Origin of the sequence: Actinoplanes sp. NPDC051513, assembly GCF_044454685.1 — a bacterium.
In the GTDB taxonomy this organism is placed as follows: Bacteria; Actinomycetota; Actinomycetes; order Mycobacteriales; family Micromonosporaceae; genus Actinoplanes.
Genome location: NZ_JBITDW010000004.1, coordinates 506,938 through 528,192 on the forward strand (window position 1 = coordinate 506,938; position 21,255 = coordinate 528,192).

General features: G+C 71.8%; 19 protein-coding genes. 12 read left to right on the forward strand and 7 right to left on the reverse strand.

The genetic code is table 11. The features are described 5' to 3' along the window. Positions 1-147: 147 nt before the first annotated feature. Together ACIA5D_RS16820 and ACIA5D_RS16825 are read left to right on the forward strand one after the other, a co-directional pair. Entirely contained in the window at positions 148-2,022 is a 1,875-nt protein-coding gene (locus ACIA5D_RS16820; RefSeq protein ID WP_396030829.1) for an adenylyl cyclase, read from the forward strand. Positions 2,023-2,177: 155 nt separating this feature from the next. Next, the gene (locus ACIA5D_RS16825) at positions 2,178-2,765 is read left to right on the forward strand and encodes a GIY-YIG nuclease family protein (protein ID WP_396030830.1); all 588 of its coding nucleotides are present in this window, start codon (positions 2,178-2,180) and stop codon (positions 2,763-2,765) included. A 41-nt stretch (positions 2,766-2,806) separates the two neighbouring features. Here the strand turns inward: ACIA5D_RS16825 and ACIA5D_RS16830 are convergent, their stop codons facing one another. Continuing rightward, positions 2,807-3,502: a DUF899 domain-containing protein gene (locus ACIA5D_RS16830; RefSeq protein WP_396030831.1), complete on the reverse strand. Its 696-nt coding sequence runs from the start codon at positions 3,500-3,502 to the stop codon at positions 2,807-2,809. Between the two features lie 324 nt (positions 3,503-3,826). Next, positions 3,827-4,186 carry a hypothetical protein gene (locus tag ACIA5D_RS16835; RefSeq protein WP_396030832.1) on the reverse strand — a complete coding sequence of 120 codons (360 nt, stop codon included), beginning with the start codon at positions 4,184-4,186 and terminating at the stop codon, positions 3,827-3,829. A gap of 137 nt (positions 4,187-4,323) precedes the next feature. On the opposite strand from ACIA5D_RS16835, the gene ACIA5D_RS16840 reads away from it, so the two are divergent. Beyond that, positions 4,324-4,824: a MarR family winged helix-turn-helix transcriptional regulator gene (locus tag ACIA5D_RS16840; RefSeq protein ID WP_396030833.1), complete on the forward strand. Its 501-nt coding sequence runs from the start codon at positions 4,324-4,326 to the stop codon at positions 4,822-4,824. Positions 4,825-4,871: 47 nt separating this feature from the next. Further along, a complete protein-coding gene (locus ACIA5D_RS16845; RefSeq protein ID WP_396030834.1) occupies positions 4,872-5,537 on the forward strand; it encodes a putative glycolipid-binding domain-containing protein in 666 nt (221 codons plus the stop codon). On the opposite strand, the gene ACIA5D_RS16850 is transcribed toward ACIA5D_RS16845, so the two are convergent. Both ACIA5D_RS16850 and rho read right to left on the reverse strand, forming a co-directional pair. Then, positions 5,507-6,286, reverse strand: a complete 780-nt coding sequence (locus ACIA5D_RS16850) for a serine hydrolase (RefSeq protein ID WP_396030835.1) — start codon at positions 6,284-6,286, stop codon at positions 5,507-5,509. The genes ACIA5D_RS16845 and ACIA5D_RS16850 overlap by 31 nt on opposite strands. Next, complete coding sequence (gene rho, locus ACIA5D_RS16855) at positions 6,283-7,437, reverse strand: transcription termination factor Rho (protein WP_396030836.1); 1,155 nt, start codon at positions 7,435-7,437, stop codon at positions 6,283-6,285. The genes ACIA5D_RS16850 and rho overlap by 4 nt, the downstream gene beginning before the upstream one ends. 323 nt (positions 7,438-7,760) lie before the next feature. Here rho and ACIA5D_RS16860 point away from each other — a divergent pair, with 323 nt between their 5' ends. The 3 genes from ACIA5D_RS16860 (at position 7,761) to ACIA5D_RS16870 (ending at position 11,165) form a co-directional block, all read left to right on the forward strand. Continuing rightward, complete coding sequence (locus ACIA5D_RS16860; RefSeq protein ID WP_396030837.1) at positions 7,761-8,621, forward strand: hypothetical protein; 861 nt, start codon at positions 7,761-7,763, stop codon at positions 8,619-8,621. Continuing rightward, on the forward strand, positions 8,618-10,114 hold the full coding sequence (locus ACIA5D_RS16865) for a hypothetical protein (protein ID WP_396030838.1): 1,497 nt from the start codon (positions 8,618-8,620) through the stop codon (positions 10,112-10,114). Before ACIA5D_RS16860 ends, ACIA5D_RS16865 begins: the two co-directional genes overlap by 4 nt. A 157-nt stretch (positions 10,115-10,271) precedes the next feature. After that, positions 10,272-11,165: a DUF4190 domain-containing protein gene (locus tag ACIA5D_RS16870; protein ID WP_396030839.1), complete on the forward strand. Its 894-nt coding sequence runs from the start codon at positions 10,272-10,274 to the stop codon at positions 11,163-11,165. Positions 11,166-11,184: 19 nt separating this feature from the next. Here ACIA5D_RS16870 and ACIA5D_RS16875 read toward each other — a convergent pair whose 3' ends face one another. Then, a complete protein-coding gene (locus tag ACIA5D_RS16875) occupies positions 11,185-12,303 on the reverse strand; it encodes a glycosyltransferase (RefSeq protein WP_396030840.1) in 1,119 nt (372 codons plus the stop codon). After that, a complete protein-coding gene (locus ACIA5D_RS16880; RefSeq protein ID WP_396030841.1) occupies positions 12,293-13,279 on the reverse strand; it encodes a glycosyltransferase family 2 protein in 987 nt (328 codons plus the stop codon). The genes ACIA5D_RS16875 and ACIA5D_RS16880 overlap by 11 nt, the downstream gene beginning before the upstream one ends. A 210-nt stretch (positions 13,280-13,489) precedes the next feature. Between ACIA5D_RS16880 and ACIA5D_RS16885 the strand changes: the two genes are divergently transcribed. The 4 genes from ACIA5D_RS16885 (at position 13,490) to ACIA5D_RS16900 (ending at position 16,485) form a co-directional block, all read left to right on the forward strand. Further along, positions 13,490-14,653 carry an LCP family protein gene (locus ACIA5D_RS16885; protein ID WP_396030842.1) on the forward strand — a complete coding sequence of 388 codons (1,164 nt, stop codon included), beginning with the start codon at positions 13,490-13,492 and terminating at the stop codon, positions 14,651-14,653. A gap of 54 nt (positions 14,654-14,707) precedes the next feature. Further along, positions 14,708-14,842 carry a hypothetical protein gene (locus ACIA5D_RS16890; protein WP_396030843.1) on the forward strand — a complete coding sequence of 45 codons (135 nt, stop codon included), beginning with the start codon at positions 14,708-14,710 and terminating at the stop codon, positions 14,840-14,842. Continuing rightward, positions 14,839-15,978 carry an MEDS domain-containing protein gene (locus ACIA5D_RS16895; protein WP_396030844.1) on the forward strand — a complete coding sequence of 380 codons (1,140 nt, stop codon included), beginning with the start codon at positions 14,839-14,841 and terminating at the stop codon, positions 15,976-15,978. The genes ACIA5D_RS16890 and ACIA5D_RS16895 overlap by 4 nt, the downstream gene beginning before the upstream one ends. Before the next feature lie 153 nt (positions 15,979-16,131). Then, positions 16,132-16,485, forward strand: a complete 354-nt coding sequence (locus ACIA5D_RS16900; RefSeq protein WP_396030845.1) for a hypothetical protein — start codon at positions 16,132-16,134, stop codon at positions 16,483-16,485. Here the strand turns inward: ACIA5D_RS16900 and ACIA5D_RS16905 are convergent. Continuing rightward, complete coding sequence (locus ACIA5D_RS16905) at positions 16,470-20,108, reverse strand: S8 family serine peptidase (protein WP_396030846.1); 3,639 nt, start codon at positions 20,106-20,108, stop codon at positions 16,470-16,472. The two genes, ACIA5D_RS16900 and ACIA5D_RS16905, sit on opposite strands and share 16 nt — an antisense overlap. Before the next feature lie 140 nt (positions 20,109-20,248). Here ACIA5D_RS16905 and ACIA5D_RS16910 point away from each other — a divergent pair, with 140 nt between their 5' ends. Then, positions 20,249-21,232 carry a TrmB family transcriptional regulator gene (locus ACIA5D_RS16910; protein ID WP_396030847.1) on the forward strand — a complete coding sequence of 328 codons (984 nt, stop codon included), beginning with the start codon at positions 20,249-20,251 and terminating at the stop codon, positions 21,230-21,232. Positions 21,233-21,255 lie beyond the last annotated feature (23 nt).

The window sequence follows — 21,255 nt, forward strand, 5'->3', positions numbered from 1 at the left end:
CCTTTCGGGCAGTTCCTGTTCCGGAACCGGGCCGAGATGTCCGAAGCCTGCGTTATTGCCGATCTTCGCGGCCTTGACAGTCGCGGCCGTATGTAGCCATCTGTGTCCAGTCTGTTGCAAGCACATGACGGGAAGGACCCCTCCAGCATGACGACACGCGCCGGGCGGCAGGTCCGCCGGCAGTTCGGGCGGCTCTTCGCGATAGGGCTGGCGGTGGTCACCGTCAGCTCGCTGAGCGGAACCGCCGCGCAAGCGCACTCCAGCAAGCCGGCGCCCGCGCCGGCCCTGGGTAGCAATGTCACCATCTTCGACCCGAGCATGCCGGTGGAGCAGATTCAGGCGGCGCTCGACGCGGCGGCGGTCAAGCAGACCGACGCCGAGATGAGCACCGACCGGTACGCGTTCCTGTTCAAGCCCGGCACCTATGGCACCGATGCCAAGCCGTTGCAGTTCAAGGTGGGCTACTACACCGAGGTCGCCGGCCTGGGCGCGAGCCCGGACGACGTCGTGATCAACGGCAAGATCGAGGTCTACAACCGGTGCCTCGAGAACAACGGCACCAGTAACTGCCTGGCGCTGGTGAACTTCTGGCGCACGCTGTCCAACCTGTCCCTGCACATCAACGGGACCGGTCAGGAAGGCTGCCGCGCCGGGAACACCAACTTCTGGGCCGTCTCGCAGGCTGTCTCGCTGCGGCGGCTCGACGTCACCGGCGGCACGTTCTCGCTGATGGACTACTGCACCGCGGGCCCGCAGTACGCCAGTGGCGGCTACATCGCCGACTCCCGGTTCCCGACCGTGCTCAACGGGTCGCAGCAGCAGTGGCTGACCCGCAACAGCAAGGTGGACAGCTGGACGAACGCGGTGTGGAACCAGGTGTTCTCCGGTGTCGAGGGCGCGCCCGACGAGTCGGCGTTCCCGAACCCGCCGTACACCACCGTGGCGACCACCCCGGTCAGCCGGGAGAAGCCGTACCTCTTCGTCGACGGCAAGGGCAAGTGGAACGTCCGCGTCCCGTCGGCGCAGAAGAACACCAGCGGCGTCTCCTGGGCGAACGGGATCACCGCCGGCCGTACCGTGTCGCTCAACGACTTCTTCATCGCGAAGCCGTCCGACCCGGTGTGGCTGATCAACGCGAACCTGCTGCTCGGCAAGAACCTGCTTCTCACGCCGGGCGTCTACCACATCGGGCAGAGCATCAACGTGCTCTGGCCCAACCAGGTCGTGCTCGGCATCGGCCACGCCACGCTCACCGCGGTCAACGGCGCCACGCCGCTGAAGGTGGCCGACGTGCCCGGCGCGATCGTCGCGGGCGTCACCATCGACGCCGGCGCCAAGGAGTCGAAGACGCTGCTGCAGGTCGGCACGAAGCACGGGCTGAACTTCAGCTCGCCGAGCAACCCGACCACGCTGTCCGACGTGTACTTCCGCGTCGGCGGCCCGCACATCGGCAAGACCGACACCGCGCTCGAGGTCAACAGCGACAACGTGCTCATCGACCACACCTGGGTGTGGCGCGCCGACCACGGCGTCGAGGGCTTCACCGGTGGCGACACCGAGCGGTGGAACACCAACACCGGCCGCCAGGGCGCCGTGATCAACGGCGACAACGTGACCGCGACCGGCCTGTTCGTCGAGCACTTCCAGAAGTACAACACCACCTGGAACGGCGACAACGGCACGACCATCCTGTACCAGAACGAGCTCCCGTACGATCCGCCGACCCAGGCCGACTGGATGAACGGCGACGTCGAGGGCTACGCCGGGTACAAGGTGGGCGACAAGGTCAAGACCCACAAGTTGTACGGGGCGGGCGTGTACGTGTTCAACCAGAACAACCCGTCGATCCACACCGAGAACGGCTTCGAGGTTCCGAACCGTCCCGGCGTGAAACTGCACCACATCATGACCGTCAACCTCAGCGCCGGCACGATCGACCACGTGGTCAACGGCGTGGGCGAGGCGGCCGACACCACCAAGATCGGCGTCCCGGTCTTCGTGACCGACTACCCGGCGCCCTGATTCACCCGCGGCCCGCGGCAACTCATCCGATGAGTTGCCGCGGGCTGTTCCGTCTTCAGGCCCATCAGGAATCGTGCGCCCTTGACGCGGCCGCAGTGCGCGCGGTTTACCCCTGGCGCCCGGTCGCGACTGGCCGGACGCCTAGCATGGCCTCGATGACCACTCCCGAAAAGCGACTCGACGACGTCCCAACCGACCGGGCTCGGGCGGAGGAGGCCCTGCGGCTGCTGTCCGGCGAGCCGGTCGGGCTCGACGTCGCCGTCAAGAGACTCAGCCGTGGCAGCGGTGTCTACGCGTGGTGGGCTGCTCCTTCGATCTTTCCCGACCTGCCCGGCTCGCCGAACGTGAACGTCCCGTCGCTACGGCTGCTGTATCTCGGTCGAGCGACCAGCCTACGGGGCCGGATCCTGCGCAACCATCTGAGGCGGTCAGGCAGCTCGACGCTGCGCCGCACATTGGCCGGGCTCCTCGGGTCGGAAGGCTTCCGGACGACCTGGACCGATCGCGTTGTCCTGGTCCCCGAGGACGAGGCGCGGCTGACCGCGTGGATGTACGCGCACCTACGCCTGACCTGGGCCGAGGACGCAGAGCCGGCCTCCATCGAGGCCGAACTTGTCCGGCGCCTGCACCCGCCGCTGAACGTACACGGCGTCGACCCCGAAAACGTCCAGGCAGCCGTGGTCGCCGCCAAGAACTCGTACAACAATTCCAGCCGCCCGGTCGATCCCGGGCCGATACCGTAACTGGTCCCCGACAAGGCAGGCTGGACCGCATCCCTACAGGTCTATTCGTTCGGGCCGTAGAGCCGGGCGATATCGGGAGAGTCGAGCCAGTTGGAGTAGGTGGGCGACTTCGGCCAGCCGTCGGGCGAATCCTGCCATTCCTCCTGGCGGCCCCACGGCAGGATGTCGATCAACGCGAAGGTGTAGCTGAGCTGTTCGGTACCGCGGCCATCGGTGTGCCAGGTGCGGTAGACCGTGTCACCGTCGCGGAGGAACACGTTCACCGCGAAGCCCGCGCCGGGCGGCGCCCCGACGTCGGCGCCGAACGAGCTTTCCGACGACGAGTACCAGTCCATCTTGTTGCCGACTTTGGCCTGGTAAGCCAGCGCTTCGTCGATGGGCCCGTTGGTGACGATGACGAAGCGGGCATCGTATTGGTCGAGGAAGCCCAGCCGGACGTACTGCGACGTCAGCCCGGTACAGCCGCCGCACTGCCACTGCGCGCCGTCGGACCACATGTGGTTGTAGACGATGAGTTGGGAATGCCCGTCAAATACGTCGACCAGTCGGACGGGGCCGGCCGGACCGATCAGCGTGTAGTCCGGGAGCTCGACCATCGGCAGTCTCCGGCGTTGTGCAGCAATGGCGTCGAGTTCACGGGTGGCGGCCTTCTCCCGGACACGCAGTTCGTCGAGCGCGGCCTGCCAGGTCTGCCGGTCGACGATCGGGGGTAGGGCGCTGGTGGTCTGCTCGGTCACGGTTCCTCCCGCGGCTCGGCTGAATCTGCTCCGATGTATTGACCGGAGACGGCTGCAGAAATCATCGCGCTCCGTTGTTCGAATCTTCCGTCGGCGGTGTCTACCGCGATCCGGCGGTCATGGGTTCGCGTCAAATGGCGTTGCGGATCCTCTGCGCCCGCCGCTGCAACGGTTCCGCCTCGGCCGCCCGGCCCAGAGCGCCCTCCCAGCCAGCGTCGCCATCGATCTGATCGGTAGCACGCCGCGACCCAACACGCACCGAAACAGCGCCCATCCGACAACACCAGCCGCGGGCGATGCGCGGTGCCCGGCCGGGTGGGCCGGCTACTGGCCGAACGTGTATCTCAGATTCGCGTTGATCAGCTCGTTGAGCCGCTTGCGCAGATGGCCGAGCAGCGACGGATCGGGCATCGGCTCCTCGACAAGCAGCGTCCACCGCAGTTGGGTCCCCGCTGCGCCGTCGGATGCGAGGTCGAACCGGATGCGGGCATCGGGCCGCTTCTGCCACAGCGAAGACCAGACAATCAAAGCCGGCTTCTCGGCATCGATCAGCTGCGGTGGCTGCTCGTCGTCCAGGAGCAGCAGCCATGGCCGAGCTTGGTCACCGTGGGGGTCGGCCAGCACATCGAAGACGACGTGGGGTGGTGCCGGCTGGCTTCGCTGCCGGCTGCCCGCTTCAAGCACGCCTCAGCCTAGACGTTCCACCTGCGCCAGCTCAGGCGCCCGCCGCGGGCTCCTCAGGCGGTGAAAGCGGCGAAAGGCGGCGAAAGGCGGTGAAGCGGTGAAACAAGCAGCCGGACCGTTGCTGCAATGATGTCCCTGTGCAACCTTTGCAGTCCGCACCCGAGATCACCGTGCAAGCCCTCCTGCGGGCCAGCCGGGCCTTCGTCGGGCTGACCGTGCGGGCCCTCGCGCAGGTCGAGACCGACGTGACGCTGCCGCAGCTGCGCGCGCTGGTGGTCCTGGCCAGCCGCGGCTCGCTGCGCAGCGCCGACATCGCCGACGAGCTCCAGGTCAACCCGTCGACCGGCACCCGGATGACCGACCGCCTGGTCGCCAAGGGCCTGGTGCGGCGGGTCCGCTCCACCGACGACCGCCGGGTGGTGCGGCTGCGGCTGACCCGCGCCGGGCAGGAGATCGTCGAGCGGGTGATGGCACAGCGCCGGGCCGCGCTCGAGCGGATCGTCGCGGAGACGGCCGGGGTCTGGCAGCCCGCGGTGACCGAGGCGCTGACCGCGTTCGCCGAGGCCGCGGGGGAGATGCCCGAGCAGGAGTGGTGGCTCGGCTGGGCCGGCAACGCCGAGGGCGCGGACGAAGTTTGAGGTGTGGCAACCTGGCGGCAAAGGTTGCATGGTGCAATGGTTGGGAGATGCACCCCAATCCTGACACCGAGGCGGCTGAGCAGATGACCACGGGAATCGCCGCCACCCAGCGCCGGGTGGCGGAGGCACGCACACACGGCCCGCTCGTCTGGCAGCGGACCGGCACGGTCGGCACCGAGCTCGTCCTGCGCGACGGCGTGGCGCCCGGCGTGGTGACCGGCTCGATCGTCGTGGGCGGCCGGCAGCCGTACACCTCGCGCTGGCACGCCGATCTCGACGGGAACTGGCGGGTGCGCGCGCTGACCGTCACCACCGAGGGCAGTGGCTGGCGGCGCAACCTGGCGCTGTCGCGCACGGCGGACGGCGCGTGGACCTGCGGCGTCGAGGAATCGGGCACGGTCGACGCCCCGCGCGCGGGCATCGACGACCCGTCGCGGCTCGACCGGGGCGCGGTGCTGCTGCTCACCGACTCGCCGATCTTCCAGACCTGGGCGCTGCGCGCGCTGCGGCTCAGCCCGGGCGAGGCCGCGGCGACCACCCCGGCCATCCGGGTGCGCATGCCGTGGCTGACGGTCGTGGCCGGCGAGTCGGCGTTCCACCGGGTCAGCGACAACAAGCTGCGGGTCAGCGGCGACGGCCCGGCGGTCTCCTACGACCTGGACGCCGAGGGCATCGTCACCTATCAGCCGGGCCGGCTGCGCATCGCCCACTGACCGATCGCGCGCATCCCGTCCATCACCTCGGCGGTCGCGTCGCCCGCGGCCGGATCCCAGTTCGCCAGCACCGCGTAGGACAGGTCCCCGCGATAGCCGACGTCGGCACGCACGCCGTCGTCGGTTCCGGTCTTGTTGCGTACGCCGTGAGCATGCGCCAGCGGGTCGTCGCGGAAGGCGCTCGCGACCATGGACAGGTCGGTGCTGGTCGCCAGCCACCCGTCGATCAGCGCGTCCGTCCCGGGATCGAGCAGCTCGCGGCGGGCGAGGCGCCGCATCAGCGAGTGCAGCTCGGCTGCGGTTCCGGTGGAAAGGGTCGCCGGGTGCCCGGGGCCGCGGTGGTCACGCACCCGGTCGCGCAGCGCCGTGTGCCGCAGGCCCAGGCGATCGGCCAGCGTCGCGAGGCTCGCGAGGCCGACGCGTTCGAGCAGCACGTTGGTGGCGTAGTTGTCGCTGACCGCCGCGATCAGCGTGGCCACGTCGGCAACCGGCAGCGCGCCCGTCGTCAGGTGTTGCCACAGGCCGGAATCGGCGACGGCGTACCGGGAATCGCGCGCGAGCGGCGAGGCCGGGTCAAGCTCGCCGGCCGTGATGCGGCGGGCGGTCTCGAAGAGCAGGAGGAGCTTTCCGACGCTGGCGGTGCGGAGCACGCGGCCGGGCTCATGGGTGGCGCCGCCGACGGAGATCGACCAGCGTACGTGCGGTGTCGCGGCGACGATGTCGTCGATGGTCGCCGAGTCGGAGGTCACGGGGTCAGAGTAAGGGCCACCCGGCGCAGGAACTCGGTGTTGCCGGCGGTGCTCTTCAGCTGGTCGAGGAGCTGGCGCATGGCGTCGCGGCGGTCCTGCCCGGTCAGCGCGCGGCGCAGCTGGGCGACCACGGCCAGCTCGGCGCGGCCCAGGAGGGTCTCGTCGTGCCGGGTGCCGCTGCCGGCGATGTCGATCGCGGGGTAGAGGCGGGCCTCGGCGAGCGAGCGGTCCAGCCGCAGCTCGGCGTTCCCGGTGCTCTTGAACTCCTCGAAGAGGAAGTTGTCCATGGCCGAGCCGGTCTCGATCAGGGCGCTCGCGATGATCGTCAGCGAGCCGCCGCCATCGATGTTGCGGGCCGCGCCGAGGAACCGCTTGACCGGGTACAGCGCCGTGGTGTCGAGACCGCCGGTGAGCGTACGCCCGCGGCCCGGCGCGATCAGGTTGTAGGCCCGGCCCAGCCGGGTGATCGAGTCGAGCAGCACGACCACGTCCTGGCCCTGCTCGACCAGCCGCTTGGCCCGCTCGATCGCCAGCTCGGCGAGGGCGGTGTGCTCCTGCGGCGGCCGGTCGAAGGTGGCGGCGATGACCTCGCCGTGCACCGACCGCTGCATGTCGGTGACCTCCTCGGGCCGCTCGTCGACGAGGACGACCATGACGTGGCATTCGGGGTTGTTGCGGGCGATCGCGTTGGCGACCTGCTGCAGGATGATCGTCTTACCGGCCTTGGGCGGCGCGACGATCAGCGCCCGCTGACCCTTGCCGATCGGCATGACCAGGTCGATGACCCGGGTGGTCAGCAGCTTCGGGTCGGTCTCGAGGCGCAGCCGCTCCTGCGGGTAGAGGGCGGTCAGCTCGTAGAAATCGGGACGGCGCGTGGGCGGACGGCCGTTGACGGCCTCCACCTGTAGCGTCGCCGGCTTGCGGTTGCCCGGCGTGCGGGCGAAGCCGGTGATCCGGTCGCCGCGGCGCAGGCCGAGCTGCCGGACCTGGTGGTGGGCGACGGGGATGTCGTGCGGCCCCGGCAGGTAGCCGTCGGCCCGCAGCCAGGCCCGGTCGTCGACGATGTCGAGGAGCGCGTCGATGGCGACATCGGCGGTCTCGGCGGGCGGCTGCTGCCGTGATTTGGGTGTGCGTGTAGCGAGATCGGTCATCGAGGGACTCCTCAAGAAACACCGCATTTCACGTACGACGACGCGCACGCTCGCGGCGTGTGGAAAAGAAACGTGGCCGGGCTGGTTCGCTCTCGGCCAGAACCAGGCGGGGGCTTTCGCCGACATCCGCGGGGTCCAACTGCGGCAACGTTAGCACACGCGCTGTGACCTTGGAAATGCGTAAGCTCTGGCCTACGCATTCGCGGTGACCGACCTCAGTCTGGCACTCGCATTCAGGTTCCGGACACGTGGAGTTGTCCGGCGCGTCGCCTCGGCGGTGTGCGATGGGGCCTCGAAACTGGGCAGGGAGTCTGAGCCGGGTCGTGCATCACGCGAATCACTACTACGGGCACGCCCACGTGCTCGCCCGCTACTGCGGGCTCGACGACACCGACCCGCCGCGCCTGCACGGCTACCTGCAGCACGGGTGGAACATCGGCGACGGCCTCGCGCCCGATCATTCGTACGTGCCCGGCGTGCCCTCGTTCCTGTGGTCCGAACGCACCCGGCGGCGGGCGTGGTCGCTCGGCCGCCGGCAGGGGTACGTGATCGGGTCGCCGTTCGCCTACCTGCTCGCGATGGAGCCTCTTTCTCCCGACGAGAAGCGCGAGGGCACGATCTGGTACCCGTTCCACGGCTGGGAGGGCCAGCACGTCCTGGGTGACCACGACGCCCTGATGGCCGAGATCCGCCGGGTCGAGGACGGGCCGGTCACGGTCTGCCTGTACTGGCAGGAGTATCGCAACGCCAAGCTGCGGACGCGGTACGAGCGGGCCGGGTTCCGGGTCATCTGCCACGGGTACCGCGGTGGGTGGTGGAAGGACCTCGACCCGGCTTTCCTCTACCGGCAGCTCGGCGAGCTCCGTAAACACAAGCGGGTCGCCTCCAACCGGCTGTGCAGCGCGGTGTTCTACGGCGCTCTCGCGGGGTGCGAGCCGGCCGTCTACGGTGACCCGATGCAGCTCGAGGGTGAGACGTCGGCGTTCGGCGGGCAGGCGCGGATCCTGCGCGAGTGGGCCGCCCTGCACGGGCCGTCGGTCGACGTCGCGGTGGCCCTGCGGATCGCCGTGGACGAGCTCGGCGCCGACCGGCTGCTGCCACCGGCCGAGCTGCGGCGGCTGCTCGGCTGGCCGCTTCCGACCAGCGTCGAGGACGCCGAACTGACCGGAGTGCTCACCCGATGATGCAGCTGATCGGCGGCGAGATGGTGCAGTGGTCCGACCTGTCCGGCGCGCACGGGCCGGCGCCGGCGGGCGGGGCCTCGTTCGGGCCCCTGCTGGCGGCCGCTTCGGGGCGCACCCTGGTCGCGGGGCCGCACGATCCGGCGCTGATCGACGCCCTGCCTGTCTCGCAGATCACCGTGCTGGTGCGGGGCTCGTCCGACGCCGCGCTGCTGGCGGAGAGCTTCGCCGGCCGCCCCGGCGTCACGGTGCTGTGCGGGAGCCTCGAGAAGCTCGGGGCGTCACCCGCGTACGACACGGTGGTGGCTCTCGACGGCGTCGAGCGGCTCTGCACGCCCGAGGCGCCCGACCTGAGCTGGGACGAGACGCTCGGCCTGCTCCTCGCGGTGCTGCGGCCGCAGGGGCGGCTGCTGCTGGGCGTCGAGAACACCTTCGGCCTGCACCGGATCCTGGCGCTGCCGCCGGCGCCGGCCGACACCGACTGGGCGGTCGCCGTCGGGCGTCCCGCCGGCCCGGCCGACCTGCACGGACGGCTCGCCGCGGCGGGATTCCCGACGGTCCGGGAGTACGCGGCCTATCCGTCCGCGCTGCTGGGCGCCGAGGTGCTGTCCGACCCGGCCCTGCGCGGCTACCTCGAGGCGACGCTGACGGCGGCCCCGCGGGCGTCCGGCGCGCCGCCGCCCTGGAACGGCACGAGCCCGGCGGCGACTCCCGGCGCGATCCCCAGCTTGCTCGCCGACCCCGGGCCTCTGGTGACCGGGGCGCTGCGGCACGGGCTGGCGGCCTCGCTCGCCCCCGGCTGGATCCTGCTCGCCGGGGACATCCCGGCCGGTCCCGCCGCCGTCCTGGGCGGCGTGACGCTCGGGCGGGACGCGGACGGGCGCTGGGTCCGGGGCGACGGGACCTCGATCCCGCTCGGCCGGACCCTCGAGGACCTGGTGCTGGCGGCCTCCCAGAAGCGCGCGCTTCCGGTCGTACGCGAGCTGCTCACCGCGTGGCAGGCCGGCCCGGCCGCCGGAGTCCCGGCCGGCCAGGTGGTCATCGACGCCGAGGGCGCGTGCCACGGGCTGACCGCGCCCGGGAAGCCGCTGGTGGCCCTGCGCGGGCTGGCGGCGACGCTGATCGGGGGCGGCTACGCGCATCTGTGGCCGTCGCCGGCCGACGAGGCCTCGCTGACCGCCCTGCTGGCCGGCATGACCGGGCGCGAGCTCGAACCGCACGACGTGCCCGCCGCCGGCCCCGCCGTCCCGCGACCCGATGCCGGGACTGTCCGGGAACTGACCGCCGCCCGCGACCGGCTCGAACGGGAGCTGGCCGACGCCCGGGCCCGGCACGAGTTCTACGAGCGCTCGATCGCGTCCCGCGACGCCGAGCTCAAGCGCCTGCGCCAGATCAACGCCGTGCTGTCGGCGACCGCGCCGGGCAAGGCCGTGCTCGGCGGCCTCAAGGCGGGGCGGCAGGCGGTGCGGGCGGTGGTGCGCCGCACCCGTGGCTAGATATTCATCCGGTTCGTCTTCGGCCACGTTCGGCCGAATTGCGGAGCGGAGGACTGGCCGGAGACGGGCGCGATGCGAAAGCATCACCGGACCGGCTCGGGGAGGCATCGTCACGGCCGTCCCCGGATCGCAAGCCAGCCTCGAGACACGGAGTCACATGTCCCGCCCCGCACCCTCGCCCGGCGATGCCGAGCCGGACGACCGGACCGTTCGCCGTTTCACCCCCGGTGTGGTGCCGGCCCGGACGCCGCCGGCCGACCCCACCTCGCAGCTCGGGCCGGGGGAGCCGCTCGACCCGACCCGGACCTTCGGCCCGGAGGACGGCCCGCCGCCGGTCGACCCGACCCGGCGGTTCGAGGAGGCCGCGCAGCTCCCGCCTACGTCGGTGGACCTGCCGTACTCGGCGCCGCCCGTTTCGGCCCAGCCGGCCCCGCTGCCGCCGGCCTATCCGGCTCCGGTGCCGCCGCAGTCGCCCTACGCGCCGCCGGCCGCTTTTGCACCGCCGGCCGGTTACGCACCGGCTGACCCTTACGCTCCGCCGGCCGGTTACGCACCGGCTGACCCTTACGCTCCGCCGGCTGCTGCTTATGCGCCGCCCGGTCCGTACGCCCCGCCGGTCCAGGCGTACTCGCCTCCCGCGGGCCCTCCGCAGCCGCCGGCCGCGGCCTTTGCGCCTCCGCCGCCGGGCTATGCGCCGCCTCCGCCGCCGGGCTATGCGCCGCCGGGCTATGGGCCGCCGGGCGCCTATCCGCCGCCGCAGCCGTACCAGCAGGTCGTCATGGCCGTCGCGGCGCCGACCTCGGGGTGGGCGGTGGCCTCGCTCGTGCTCGGGATCATCGGGCTGCTCGGCGGCTGGTGCGCGTTCGGGATCCCGTGCCTGCTCGCGGTCGTCCTCGGCCACATCGGCTACCACGAGACCAAGCGCGGGGCCAAGTCCGGCAAGGGTCTCGCGGTCGCGGGGCTGGTCATGGGGTACATCTGCGTGGTGCCGGGCGTGCTCTTCACCCTGTGGGTGATCGGCGCCGGGACGTACGGGGCCTCGTTCTCCTGAGGCGCCGGGCCGGGCCGGGTCAGCGGGCCGGGTGGGCCGCCGCGACCTCGTCGTAGATCTGTTCCAGGCGGGCGGTCTGGGCCAGCACGTCGAACTTGGCGACCATCAGCGCCCGCCCCTGGCGGCCCAGGCGGTCCCGCAGGGACTCGTCGGCCAGCAGCCGCGACAGGTTCGCGGCCAGCCCTCGGCGGTCGCCCTCGGCCGAGAGCAGGCCCGTCTCGCCGTCGGCTACCGCCTCGGGGATGCCGCTGTGCCGGGTCGCCAGGACCGGCAGGCCCAGCGCGGCCGCCTCCATCACCGTGGTCGGCAGCCCCTCGGTGTCGCCGTCCTTGGCCGTACGCGACGGTGCGGCCAGCAGCCGGGAGCCGAGCAGGATCTGGCGAACCTCGCCCGGTGTCTGCACGCCCAGGAAGGTGGCGTCGACGCCCAGCTCGCGGGCGTAGGCGCGCATGCCGGGCAGCAGCGGCCCGGACCCGGCGAAGACCGCCCGCGGGCTGGTGCGCTGGGCCGCGAGGGCCGCCAGGAGATCGTCGGCGCCCTTCTTCTCGATGAAGCGGCCCATGAAGGCCACGTCCCACTGTTTCGCCACGGGCGGTGGCGCCGGGGGGATCGGGACGCCCATGTAGTGGACCCTGACCTTGGCCGGATCGGCGCCCCAGCCGATGGCCTTGGAGCGGATCACCTCGGAGACGGCCAGGATCACCGACGCGCGGACGAAGACGGCGCGCAGGTTGCGGCGGTAGCGGACGCCGTGGGCGCCGCCGCTGGCCGGCTGGCGGGTCACGTCGTGACCGTGGGCGGTGACGATCAGGGGGATGCCCAGGCGGCGGGCCTCGCCGCTGACCAGCCAGCCGTCGCCGCCGAAGTGGGCGTGGACCAGGCGGGGGGAGACCTCCGTCAGCAGGTCGCGCAGGCGGGGCGAGGTTCCGGTCAGGCGCAGGCGCAGGAAGGCGTTGCGGTCGGCGGGCGACGGGTAGGCGATGAGGTCGCTGTCGCGGGCCAGCGCGGACTCGACCTTGGTCGCGCCGACGTAGACGGGGCGCCAGCGGCTCAGGGCGTCGGCCTGGTTGCGCACGAACGTCTCGGAGCCGCCGAGCATCGCGCTGCGCCAGATGGCGACGCGGGGCTCAGCGGGCATCGGCGTGATCGGCGACCGCCTCGGGCGCCGGGGCGCCGGCCGCGGAGCGGCGGCCCACGATCAGGTCGCGCAGGCGGGCGCGCATCGTCGGCGGGAGCGTCCAGATCTGGAGGAACGTGACGTAGTCGATCGTGCCGGGGCGGCCGTGGGTGCGGGCCTCCGACAGCAGTTCCCGGAAGACCTTGCCGCTGCGGGTCGGCGCGGCCATCGAGCTCAGCACGCTCATCGTGAACGCAGCGTACGCCCGGGGCGTGAACAGCACGCGGTTGGCGCGCAGCCAGGCGAGCTGCTCCTCCCACGGGTTCTCCAGGCTGATCCGGTCACGGTCCTCGTCCTGGTGCCACACCACGAGCGGCTCATCGGCGTACAGAAGCTCGACGTCGTTCTCCCGGACGGCCCGCAGCGTCCAGTCGAGCTCTTGCTGCCGCCGCAGGCCGACGGTGAAGGGGACGCGGCGCATCAGCGACGTGGGCGCCATGATCGTGGAGGTCTGGATGAAGCCGTCGCCGTAGAAGAGGCCGCGGCGGACGGTGAAGTACTCGCTGAGCGGCTCGCCGGGAGCCGGCAGGCGGCGCGGCATGACGTTGTCGGCGCGCGGCGAGCGGCTGATCATGCGGGTCGCGATGACGGGGGAGGGCTTGGTGGCGGTCGCCGCGAGCTTCAACTGGGCCTCGACCTTCGCCGGCAGCCACTCGTCGTCGTCGTCGAGCAGCGCGGTCCAGCGGCCCTGGGCGGCCAGCGCCCCCTGATTGCGGGCATTCGGCGCCTTCCCCCGCGAAGGGAGCACGATCACGCGCAGCCGGGGATCGGTTATCTCCGACAAAGCGGACGAGGTGGCGGGGTCGGGGCCGTCCACCACCACGATCACTTCGAGCGCCTCATACGTCTGCCCGAGGGCGCTGCGGACAGCGCGGACTGCCATGTCCGGGCGGTGGAGCGTCGGGATGACGACGCTGACGTCCGGCGGTGTCGGCATGGTCTGACCTGCTAACGCGAGGGGGAATGCGGGCCGCTCGGACGCTAGGGAGGTCAGGAGGACGCGGGGTTAACGGCGGGCTGCGGAGGGACGAAGTGGCCGGGATCCTCAGGACCTTGCCAGATATTTCTCACCGAACTCTTACCGGCCGTGGGCAATCTTTTAGGGCGCGAGCTCCGTCTTACAGGTGGAGGACGTCGCGACGAGGAGATGATCTTGAAGAGGAAAGCCGTAGCCCGCCGCCGGCGCGGGCCACGCTGGGCCCGCTGGTGCATCACCCTCGGCGCGTTGCTGACCGTCGTGGGCGGGGGCTCCGTGGTGGCGATCCAGGCGACCGTGGGCGCGGCGACCCGGTCGGTCGCCCAGCAGAGCCTGATCGGCGCCGCGAACTCCGAGGTCAAGCACGCGGACGTCAAGGGGGCCAAGAACGTCCTGCTGGTCGGCATCGACGCACGCAAGGACGCGCTGCCGACCGCGGGCACCCGGTCCGACTCGATCATCCTGCTGCACATCGGGGCCGACCACAGCACCGGTTACATGATCTCGCTGCCGCGCGACAGCTACGTGCCGATCCCGGCGTACGACAACGGCGTGCAGAAGTACGAGGGCGGCAAAAACAAGATCAACGCGGCGTTCTTCTTCGGCAGCCGCGGCCTGACCGGGCCGGCCGCGCTGTCGCACGGCTTCGAGCTGCTCTCCCTGACGATCAAGGAGCTGACCGGGATCACGCCGGACGCTGGCGCGATCATCGACTTCCAGGGCTTCAAGAACGTGGTCAACGTGCTGGGCAGGGTCTGCATGTACGTCGACGAGGACACCACCTCGATCCACATCGGCAAGGACAACAAGACCGGCAAGTTCGCGAAGCCGTACGTGATCAACCCGGACGGCACGCTGAAGTCCAAGATCAAGGGCGTCACGCCGAACTTCTACGCCAAGGGCAACCACTGCTTCACCCCGACCGAGGCGCTCGACTTCGTCCGCCAGCGCGACCTGCTGGCGAACAAGGACTTCGACTACGGCCGCCAGCGCCACCAGCAGCAGTTCTTCAAGGCGATCATCAACCAGTCGGTGAAGGACGGCCTCTCCTCGCCGACCAAGCTGCCCGGCCTGATCAAGGCGATCGGCTCGACCATGACCGTCGACACCGGCGGCATCTCACTCGAGGACTGGGTCTTCGCGATGAAGGGGATCAACCCCAACGACCTGATCACGATCAAGACGAACGAGGGCAAGTTCAACCCGAAGTCGATCCCGGGCATCGGCGAGGTCGAGATCCTCAACGCCGACAGCATGCAGCTGCTCGAGGCGGCCAAGGACGACACGGTCGCCCAGTTCGCCGCCGACCACCCGACCTGGGTGTCGAGCACCTGACCCCTTGGATGCCGCACCCCTTGGATGCCGGCGCGGCATGCCGATCGTCCCGGCATGTCGCGGCGTGCCTGGCTCTGGTGGCTCGTGCTGGGCGTGCCGGTGGCCTTGTACTACCCGTGGCTGCCCAGCGGGTCGCTGCTGGCCGGCATCGGCTTCGAGGGCGTCGGCGCGGCGAGGAGTTCGGCGTGATCATTTCCGGCCTGCGCGCCGACGAGGCCCTCGCCGTCGTCTCGCGCCTGCGGCCGGCCACCCCGCGCGGGCAGACCTTCTCGGCCGTGCTCGCCGAGTGGGACGGCCAGGAGACCGCCGACGAGCTGGTCCGCCGCGCCGACGAGGCCCTTGTACCAGGCGAAGGCGGCCGGCCGGGACCGGGCGCTGCTCGGCAAGGATGTCACCCTCGCGGGGTAGCGCCGTCGCACAGCGTTGTGGGTACCGTGAATCCGCACCCCGCCACCTGCCATGAAATGGGGAGGAACGTGGGCGGGTTACCGCTCCTCGACAAGGTCGCCCTGGGCGACCACGTCTGCTGGACGATCGACGACGACGCCACCCGCATGGAGGCGATCGCCGCGTTCGTACGCGCCGGATTGCTCGCCCGGCACAAGGTGATCTACAGCGGTGACGAGCCCGAGGCCGTCCTCGACGGCCTGGAGCGCCACGGGGTCGGCACCCAGGCCGCCCTCGGCGAGGGGTCGTTGCGCGCGGTGACCGCCGAGTCGAGCTACCTCGCCGGCGGCGTCTTCGACCCCGAGATCACGATGGCGCTGTGGCGGGCCGAGATCGCGCGGGCGCGCGCCCAGGGACACCCCGGCATCCGCGTCGTCGGCGACATGACCTGGGCCAGCCGGCAGATTCCCGGCGCCGAGCACCTCGCCTGGTACGAGGCGCAGGTAAACACGGTCTTCATGGAGGGGTACGTGGCGGGCGTGTGCGCGTACGACCGGCGCCGCTTCGACCCGCTGCGCCTGCGACAGCTCAGCTTCGCCCATCCGGGGGCGGCCGGCACGCGTGCACCCTTCGAGCCCGAGTCGTCCCTGCGGGCGCGGCGCACCCGGAACCCGTACGGCGTGCGCCTGACCGGCGAGGTCGACCTGTCCAACCGCGATGCGCTGCGCGCGGTGATCGACCACCTCTTCGAGGGCGAGCCGGCCGCCACGGTGGAGGTCTCCGGCCTCACCTTCGTCGACACCGCGGCCGCCCGCATCCTGGTCGACGCGGCGGCGGACGGGCCGGTGCGGCTGGTCGGCTGCTCGCCGCCGCTGCGCAAGCTGCTCGCGTTCCACGGCGCCGACCGCGTCGCCGGCCTGACAGTGGTGTACCGGTGACCACGTTCGATCATCCCGGTCTGCTCTACCGCGCGCCCCCGGCGATTTCCTCGCCGGGACGCTGCCGTTCGTCCGCGCCGCGATCGAGGCCGGCGACCCGGTGCTCGTCGCGGTTCCCGGCGACCGGCTTGACGCGCCATGGGTGCGGATGCCGTGATCCTCGTTTTCGACTACGACCGCTACCGCGCGACGGTGGTGCCCGGCCTGATCGAGCTGATCGGCGGCGCCGGCCCCACGCCGTGGTTCGAGGACGTGTGCCGCCGGCTCGGCCAGCATTTCGAGGGCGAGTGGCGGGACCTGGTTGCCGAGCTGCGGAAGCGCCCCGTCCGCGACCTGGGCCCGGACCGGCGGCTGGGAGCAGGTCCGCTGCTCGTCGGGCGTCTGCCCGGAGGCGCCGCACTGCCGGTTGCACGCGCGGGCCGGCCGGCACGCCGCCGAGATGCTGTGCTGGCTCTTCGAGGCGGCCGCCCGCGTGACGCGGCCGCCCCGGGTCACCGCAGCCGGTAGGCGCGGATCACCTCTTGGACGACCTGGCCGCCGTCCGCGTTGGTCGCCGTGGCGCGCAGCGAGACCCAGCCGGGCCGGTGCGGGGGCGCCAGCGCGCGGCCCGCGGCGAACGGGGCGGATTGCCAGGACGAGCCGTCGTCGTACGAGATCTGGAGGGTGACCGTGCGCGCGCCCGGCGCCGTGACGCCGATGGTGTGCGGGCGCCAGGCCGCTAGCGCGCCGGTGAGATCGGTGGCGATGGCGAAGCCGAGCCGTTGCAGGGGCAGCGGCATCTGCTCGTCGGAGTAGACCGAGCGGAACGTCCACTGTGTACGCGTGCGGATCGAGGTGCCCCACGCCGCGTCGCGGGTCGTCTCCTGCTCGAAGCGGTAGACGGCCGGCCCGTCGACGTGCGGAACCTCGGTCTGCACCGCGAAGTCCGGCACCTCCCGCCCCACCAGGGTCCCGTTCTGGTAGAGGCGGGAGGTGACCGTGCCGGACCCGTTCATCGAGCCGGTGATGTCGGCGGGGCCGCCGGCCTCCGGCACGCTGACCGCCAGGAAGTCGCCCTGGCGGTACGGCCCCCAATAGCCGGGGCCGAGCTTCGGGTGGGTGACCGGGCCGAACCAGACACGCTCCAGGTTGGATCCGGGGCGATACGCGACCTGGTCGTGCCGCTGCTCGGGACCCTCGGCGAGGAAGACGCCCTGATACCAGGCGGTGCCGGGCTGGGTGGAGAAGTAGTCGGTGCGGGCGGTGCCGAGCCGAGCCTCCTGCGGGACGCCGATGCACGGCGGCCACTGGTAGGAGCGGCAATCCGCACGCAGGTCGTAGCCGGTCGCGGCGGTTCCGGTGCGCACGAACCGTTGCGACACCTGAGCGAGCTGCTTTGAGGCGGGCGAGTAGTCGAGCTTGGCCGGGACGCGGCCGGGCCACGAGGAGACGAGCTCGTAGGCGTACGCGGGGGATGCGTGCCCCCCGCCGCGCAGCGTGAGCCGGCCGGTCCGCGCCGCCGCGATCAATCCGCGCCCCTGGGCCGCGGAGACCGACACCGACGGGACCGGGCCGGCCCACTCGGCCCGCCGCCTCGGACCGTCATTGACCACCACGAGCAGCGCCACCCCGGCGGTCGTTGCCGCGACCGCGCGCTCCTCGGCGGTCACCGATGCGCTCCATCGGACGACGGCCACCTTGCCGGCCGCGCCCGTGGGATAAGAGGCGCCGTCGCCGGCGTAGATACCGCGCAGCGCGAACTTTCCGTCCAGGCGCGGGGAACCGGTCAGGTAGAGCGGGTCGAGGCCGTCGATCTCCAGCGCCGGGTCGGGGCGGCTCCAGCGGGAGAGCAGCTCGTAGGCGCCGGGAATCCTCGCCGTCGGCGCCGCGTAGATCCGGTCCACATCGGACGGAGCGGTGTAGGCGTTGAGGAAGGTGGCGTAGATGCCGCCGATTCCCGAGTCGCGGAAGTACTGCACGCGGCGGTACGCGTCCTCGCTCGGCCGCGGTGTGTGCACGGTGATCGGGTTGGCCTGCCGGGCGTCCAGCGCGAGGGTGCGATCGCGGTCGAGGACCAGGTGCGGCGTGCCGAGCAGAGCCACCCCGGCGCCGTCGTCGACGGGCAGCCACGAGGTCGCGTCGTAGTCGCCGGGCGGCAGGCGCAGCGCGGCCGACTCGCCCGTGGCGGGATCGATCGCGACGGTGCGGGCGAACTCGTCCCCGTACCGGTAGAGGGTCAGGAAGCCGCCCGCGGCCTTGCCCTTCCGATCCTTCGCGGTCACCGTCAGGTTGTACCGCTCGTCCTCCTTGACCAGGCCGATGGCGGTGCGGGCCCGGCCGGCGCCGCCGTCGTCGGTGGCCGTCACGAAGCCGGTGAAGCGCCCCGCGCCGTCGATGTCGTCCGGGTCGGCGGTCACGCTGACGCTCGCCGCGCCGTGGGCGGGAACGATCAAAACCGGGCTGGAGAGGTGGGCGGGGGCTTGCGCCAGAAGGTGCAGGGTCACGGCCGTGTCGGCGTCATTCGAGTACGTCACGAGCCGGCTCACCGGGTCGTCGCCGTCGTGCGGCCAGTCGAAGAAGCCGAGATAGGCGCTGCCGGTGGCGTGCAGCGTGCCCAGCGAGGCGGGGACGTCGAGCCGGCCGGCGCCGACCTGGAACGGGGTCGTCTCCGGCAAGGCCTTCGCCGACGACATCAGGGCGTCCTTGATGCGGTCGCCGCGCCAGTCGGGGTGGGCCGCGGCGAGAATCGCTGCGGCGCCTGCGACGTGCGGGGTGGCCATCGAGGTGCCGTCCATCGAGGTGTACCAGCCCTCGCCGGGGGTCGCCTGGGAGCGGGCGGCGAGGATGCCGACGCCGGGGGCGGCGATGTCGGGCTTGAGGGCGGCGTCGCCGGCACGGGGGCCCTGGCTGGAGAACTCGGCGCGCTGGTCCTGCGCGTCGACCGCGGCGACGGTGAGCGCGGCGTCGGCCGCGGCGGGGCTGCCGATGGTCTCCTCGGCGTAGCTGTTACCGGCTGCCACCACGAACAGGGCGCCGGTCTCGGCGGAGAGGCGGTCGACGGCCTCGGCCATCGGGTCGGTGCCGTCGGACGGCTCGGCGCTGCCGAGGCTCATGCTGACGACATCGGCGTGGGCGGCGGCCCATTCCATGCCGGCGATGATCCAGGAGTCCTGGCCGTAGCCGTCGTCGCCGAGGACCTTGCCGATGAGCAGGGTGGCGCCGGGCGCCACGCCCTTCTCGAGGCCGTCGGAGGCGGCGCCGCTACCGCCGACCGTCGACGCGGTGTGGGTGCCGTGACCGTTGCGGTCGCCGGGGTCTTCGCCGGGGACGAACGAAACGGCCTCCTTGACCCGACCGGCGAGGTCGGGGTGGGTGGCGTCGACGCCGGTGTCGAGGACGGCGACCGTGGCGCCGTCGCCGGTGAAGCCGCCGGCCCACGCCCGCGGGGCGCCGATCTGGGCGGTGCTGTCGGCCAGGGATGCTTTCGCCTTGCCGTCCAGCCAGAGCTTGGCCGGCGCCTGGGGCTTGGCCGGTGTTTGGGGCTTGGCCGGTGTTTGGGGCTTGGCCGGTGTTTGGGGCTTGGCTGTGGCTCCTTGCGGCTTGGTTGTGGCTCCTTGGGCGAAATCGGTCCAGAAGGCGGCGGCGTCGCGTTTTCCGACGGTGAGAGCGGTGGCGCCGATGCTGGGGAGGTCGCGGACCTTGCGGGCGCCGGCCAGGCCGGCGCCGCTTGCCGGCCGGGCGGCGATCACGGGGACGGTGGCGGTGCGGGCGTCGCTGTATCCCTGGGCGATCAGGCCGGTGACGTCGAAGAGCCGGCGGTCGAGGCGGTCGGCGGCCAGAAGGGGCAGCGCGTCGTCGGGGATGACATAGAGGTGGCCGCCGACCATCTCCTGACGGAAGCCGCCGGTCGTGGCCCGGCCGCGCTCGACCGTGGCGACCCGGTTGCCCTCGACCCGCACGCGGTCGCCGGTGATCAGCGTGACGGTCGCGGCGCCGGTGGCGGGCGCGGTCGGTGCGGCGGTGGGGGGCGCGGTCGGCGCGCCGGTGGCGGGCGCGGGCGGTGCGGCCCAGATGGGGGTGCCGCCGGAAGCGGTCAGGGCCACGCCGGCGGTGACAACGAGGACGGCGAGCCGGGCCGTTGATCGGCGCATGTGCATCCTTCGACGTGGTGCGGGGGTACCGACAATCCGGCACGGTCGCGTTCCCCGGCAACGGATCGGATACGGCGGCTTCCGTTCGTGGCGTAAATCCGCCACACTGCCTCGACATTCGTGGAGGCGGGGGTGCGGCGATGCAGCCGGATGTGCTGGGCCTGCGCGCCGAGGAGTCGGCCGCCTACCGCGCGCTGATCACCGTCCCGTCGGCCGGGGCGGGCGAATTCGCGTCGCTGCTGCGGGTTTCGGACGACCACGCCTCGCTGCTCCTGTCGGGGCTCGAGCGGGCCGGGCTCGCGGTGCGCAGCCTCGGTGACCCGGACCGGTTCGTCGCGGCGCCGCCGGCCACGACGCTGCGGGATTCGCTGCGACGACGGCGCGAGGAGCTGCAGCGGGCCGAGGCCGAGCTGGGGGTGCTCGACGAGGTCTACCGGACGGCGGCTTTACGCCGTGGTGCGCCCGGAGTCGTCGACGTGATCCAGGGCGCGGCGGCCGTGCGGGAAGTGTTCGGGCGACTGCAGCTGGGCGCGCGCGACGAGGTGCTCACGTTCGTGAAGGCGCCGATCGCGGTCATCAGCGCGGCCGAGAACGTCGAGGAGGACTCGGCGGTCGCCCGCGGGGTGCGGTACCGCGTCGTCTTCGAGCGGGCGATGCTCGACGAGGAGCCGGACGCCTTCGAGCGGATCGTGGCGGCCCGGGCGGCGGGCGAGGAGATCCGGATCGCGGACGCGCTGCCGGTGAAGCTGCTCATCGTGGATCGGGAACACGCGCTGATGCCGCTCACGCAGATGCTGCCCGCGCCCGGCGCCGCGGACGGCGAGACGGCGGGGGCCGGTGCTCTCCTCGTACGGGAGAAGGGGTTGCTTCTTGCTCTTGTGGCGCTCTTCGAGGCGGAGTGGCGAAGGGCGAGCGCGGTGGCGGGGACGCCGGCGCTGGGCGAGCTGGACGCGCGGATCGTCAGCCTGCTGATGACCGGGCTGACCGACGAGGCGGTGGCGGCGCATCTGGGCACGTCGTTACGCACGGTCCAGCGCAGGGTGCGGCACCTCATGGAGGTGACCGGCGGGCGCACTCGTATGCAGCTCGGGTTCCACGTCGCTCGTCTCGGTTGGCTGGACTGATGAACACCGTCTGTTATCGATAA

Coding starts and splice junctions, on each gene's coding strand:
- ACIA5D_RS16820 (WP_396030829.1), top strand. CDS start 148: ATGACGACACGCGCCGGGCGGCAGGTCCGCCGGCAGTTCGGGCGGCTC.
- ACIA5D_RS16825 (WP_396030830.1), top strand. CDS start 2,178: ATGACCACTCCCGAAAAGCGACTCGACGACGTCCCAACCGACCGGGCT.
- ACIA5D_RS16845 (WP_396030834.1), top strand. CDS start 4,872: ATGCACCCCAATCCTGACACCGAGGCGGCTGAGCAGATGACCACGGGA.
- rho (WP_396030836.1), bottom strand. CDS start 7,437: ATGACCGATCTCGCTACACGCACACCCAAATCACGGCAGCAGCCGCCC.
- ACIA5D_RS16865 (WP_396030838.1), top strand. CDS start 8,618: ATGATGCAGCTGATCGGCGGCGAGATGGTGCAGTGGTCCGACCTGTCC.
- ACIA5D_RS16870 (WP_396030839.1), top strand. CDS start 10,272: ATGTCCCGCCCCGCACCCTCGCCCGGCGATGCCGAGCCGGACGACCGG.
- ACIA5D_RS16875 (WP_396030840.1), bottom strand. CDS start 12,303: ATGCCCGCTGAGCCCCGCGTCGCCATCTGGCGCAGCGCGATGCTCGGC.
- ACIA5D_RS16880 (WP_396030841.1), bottom strand. CDS start 13,279: ATGCCGACACCGCCGGACGTCAGCGTCGTCATCCCGACGCTCCACCGC.
- ACIA5D_RS16885 (WP_396030842.1), top strand. CDS start 13,490: ATGATCTTGAAGAGGAAAGCCGTAGCCCGCCGCCGGCGCGGGCCACGC.
- ACIA5D_RS16890 (WP_396030843.1), top strand. CDS start 14,708: ATGTCGCGGCGTGCCTGGCTCTGGTGGCTCGTGCTGGGCGTGCCGGTG.
- ACIA5D_RS16905 (WP_396030846.1), bottom strand. CDS start 20,108: ATGCGCCGATCAACGGCCCGGCTCGCCGTCCTCGTTGTCACCGCCGGC.
- ACIA5D_RS16910 (WP_396030847.1), top strand. CDS start 20,249: ATGCAGCCGGATGTGCTGGGCCTGCGCGCCGAGGAGTCGGCCGCCTAC.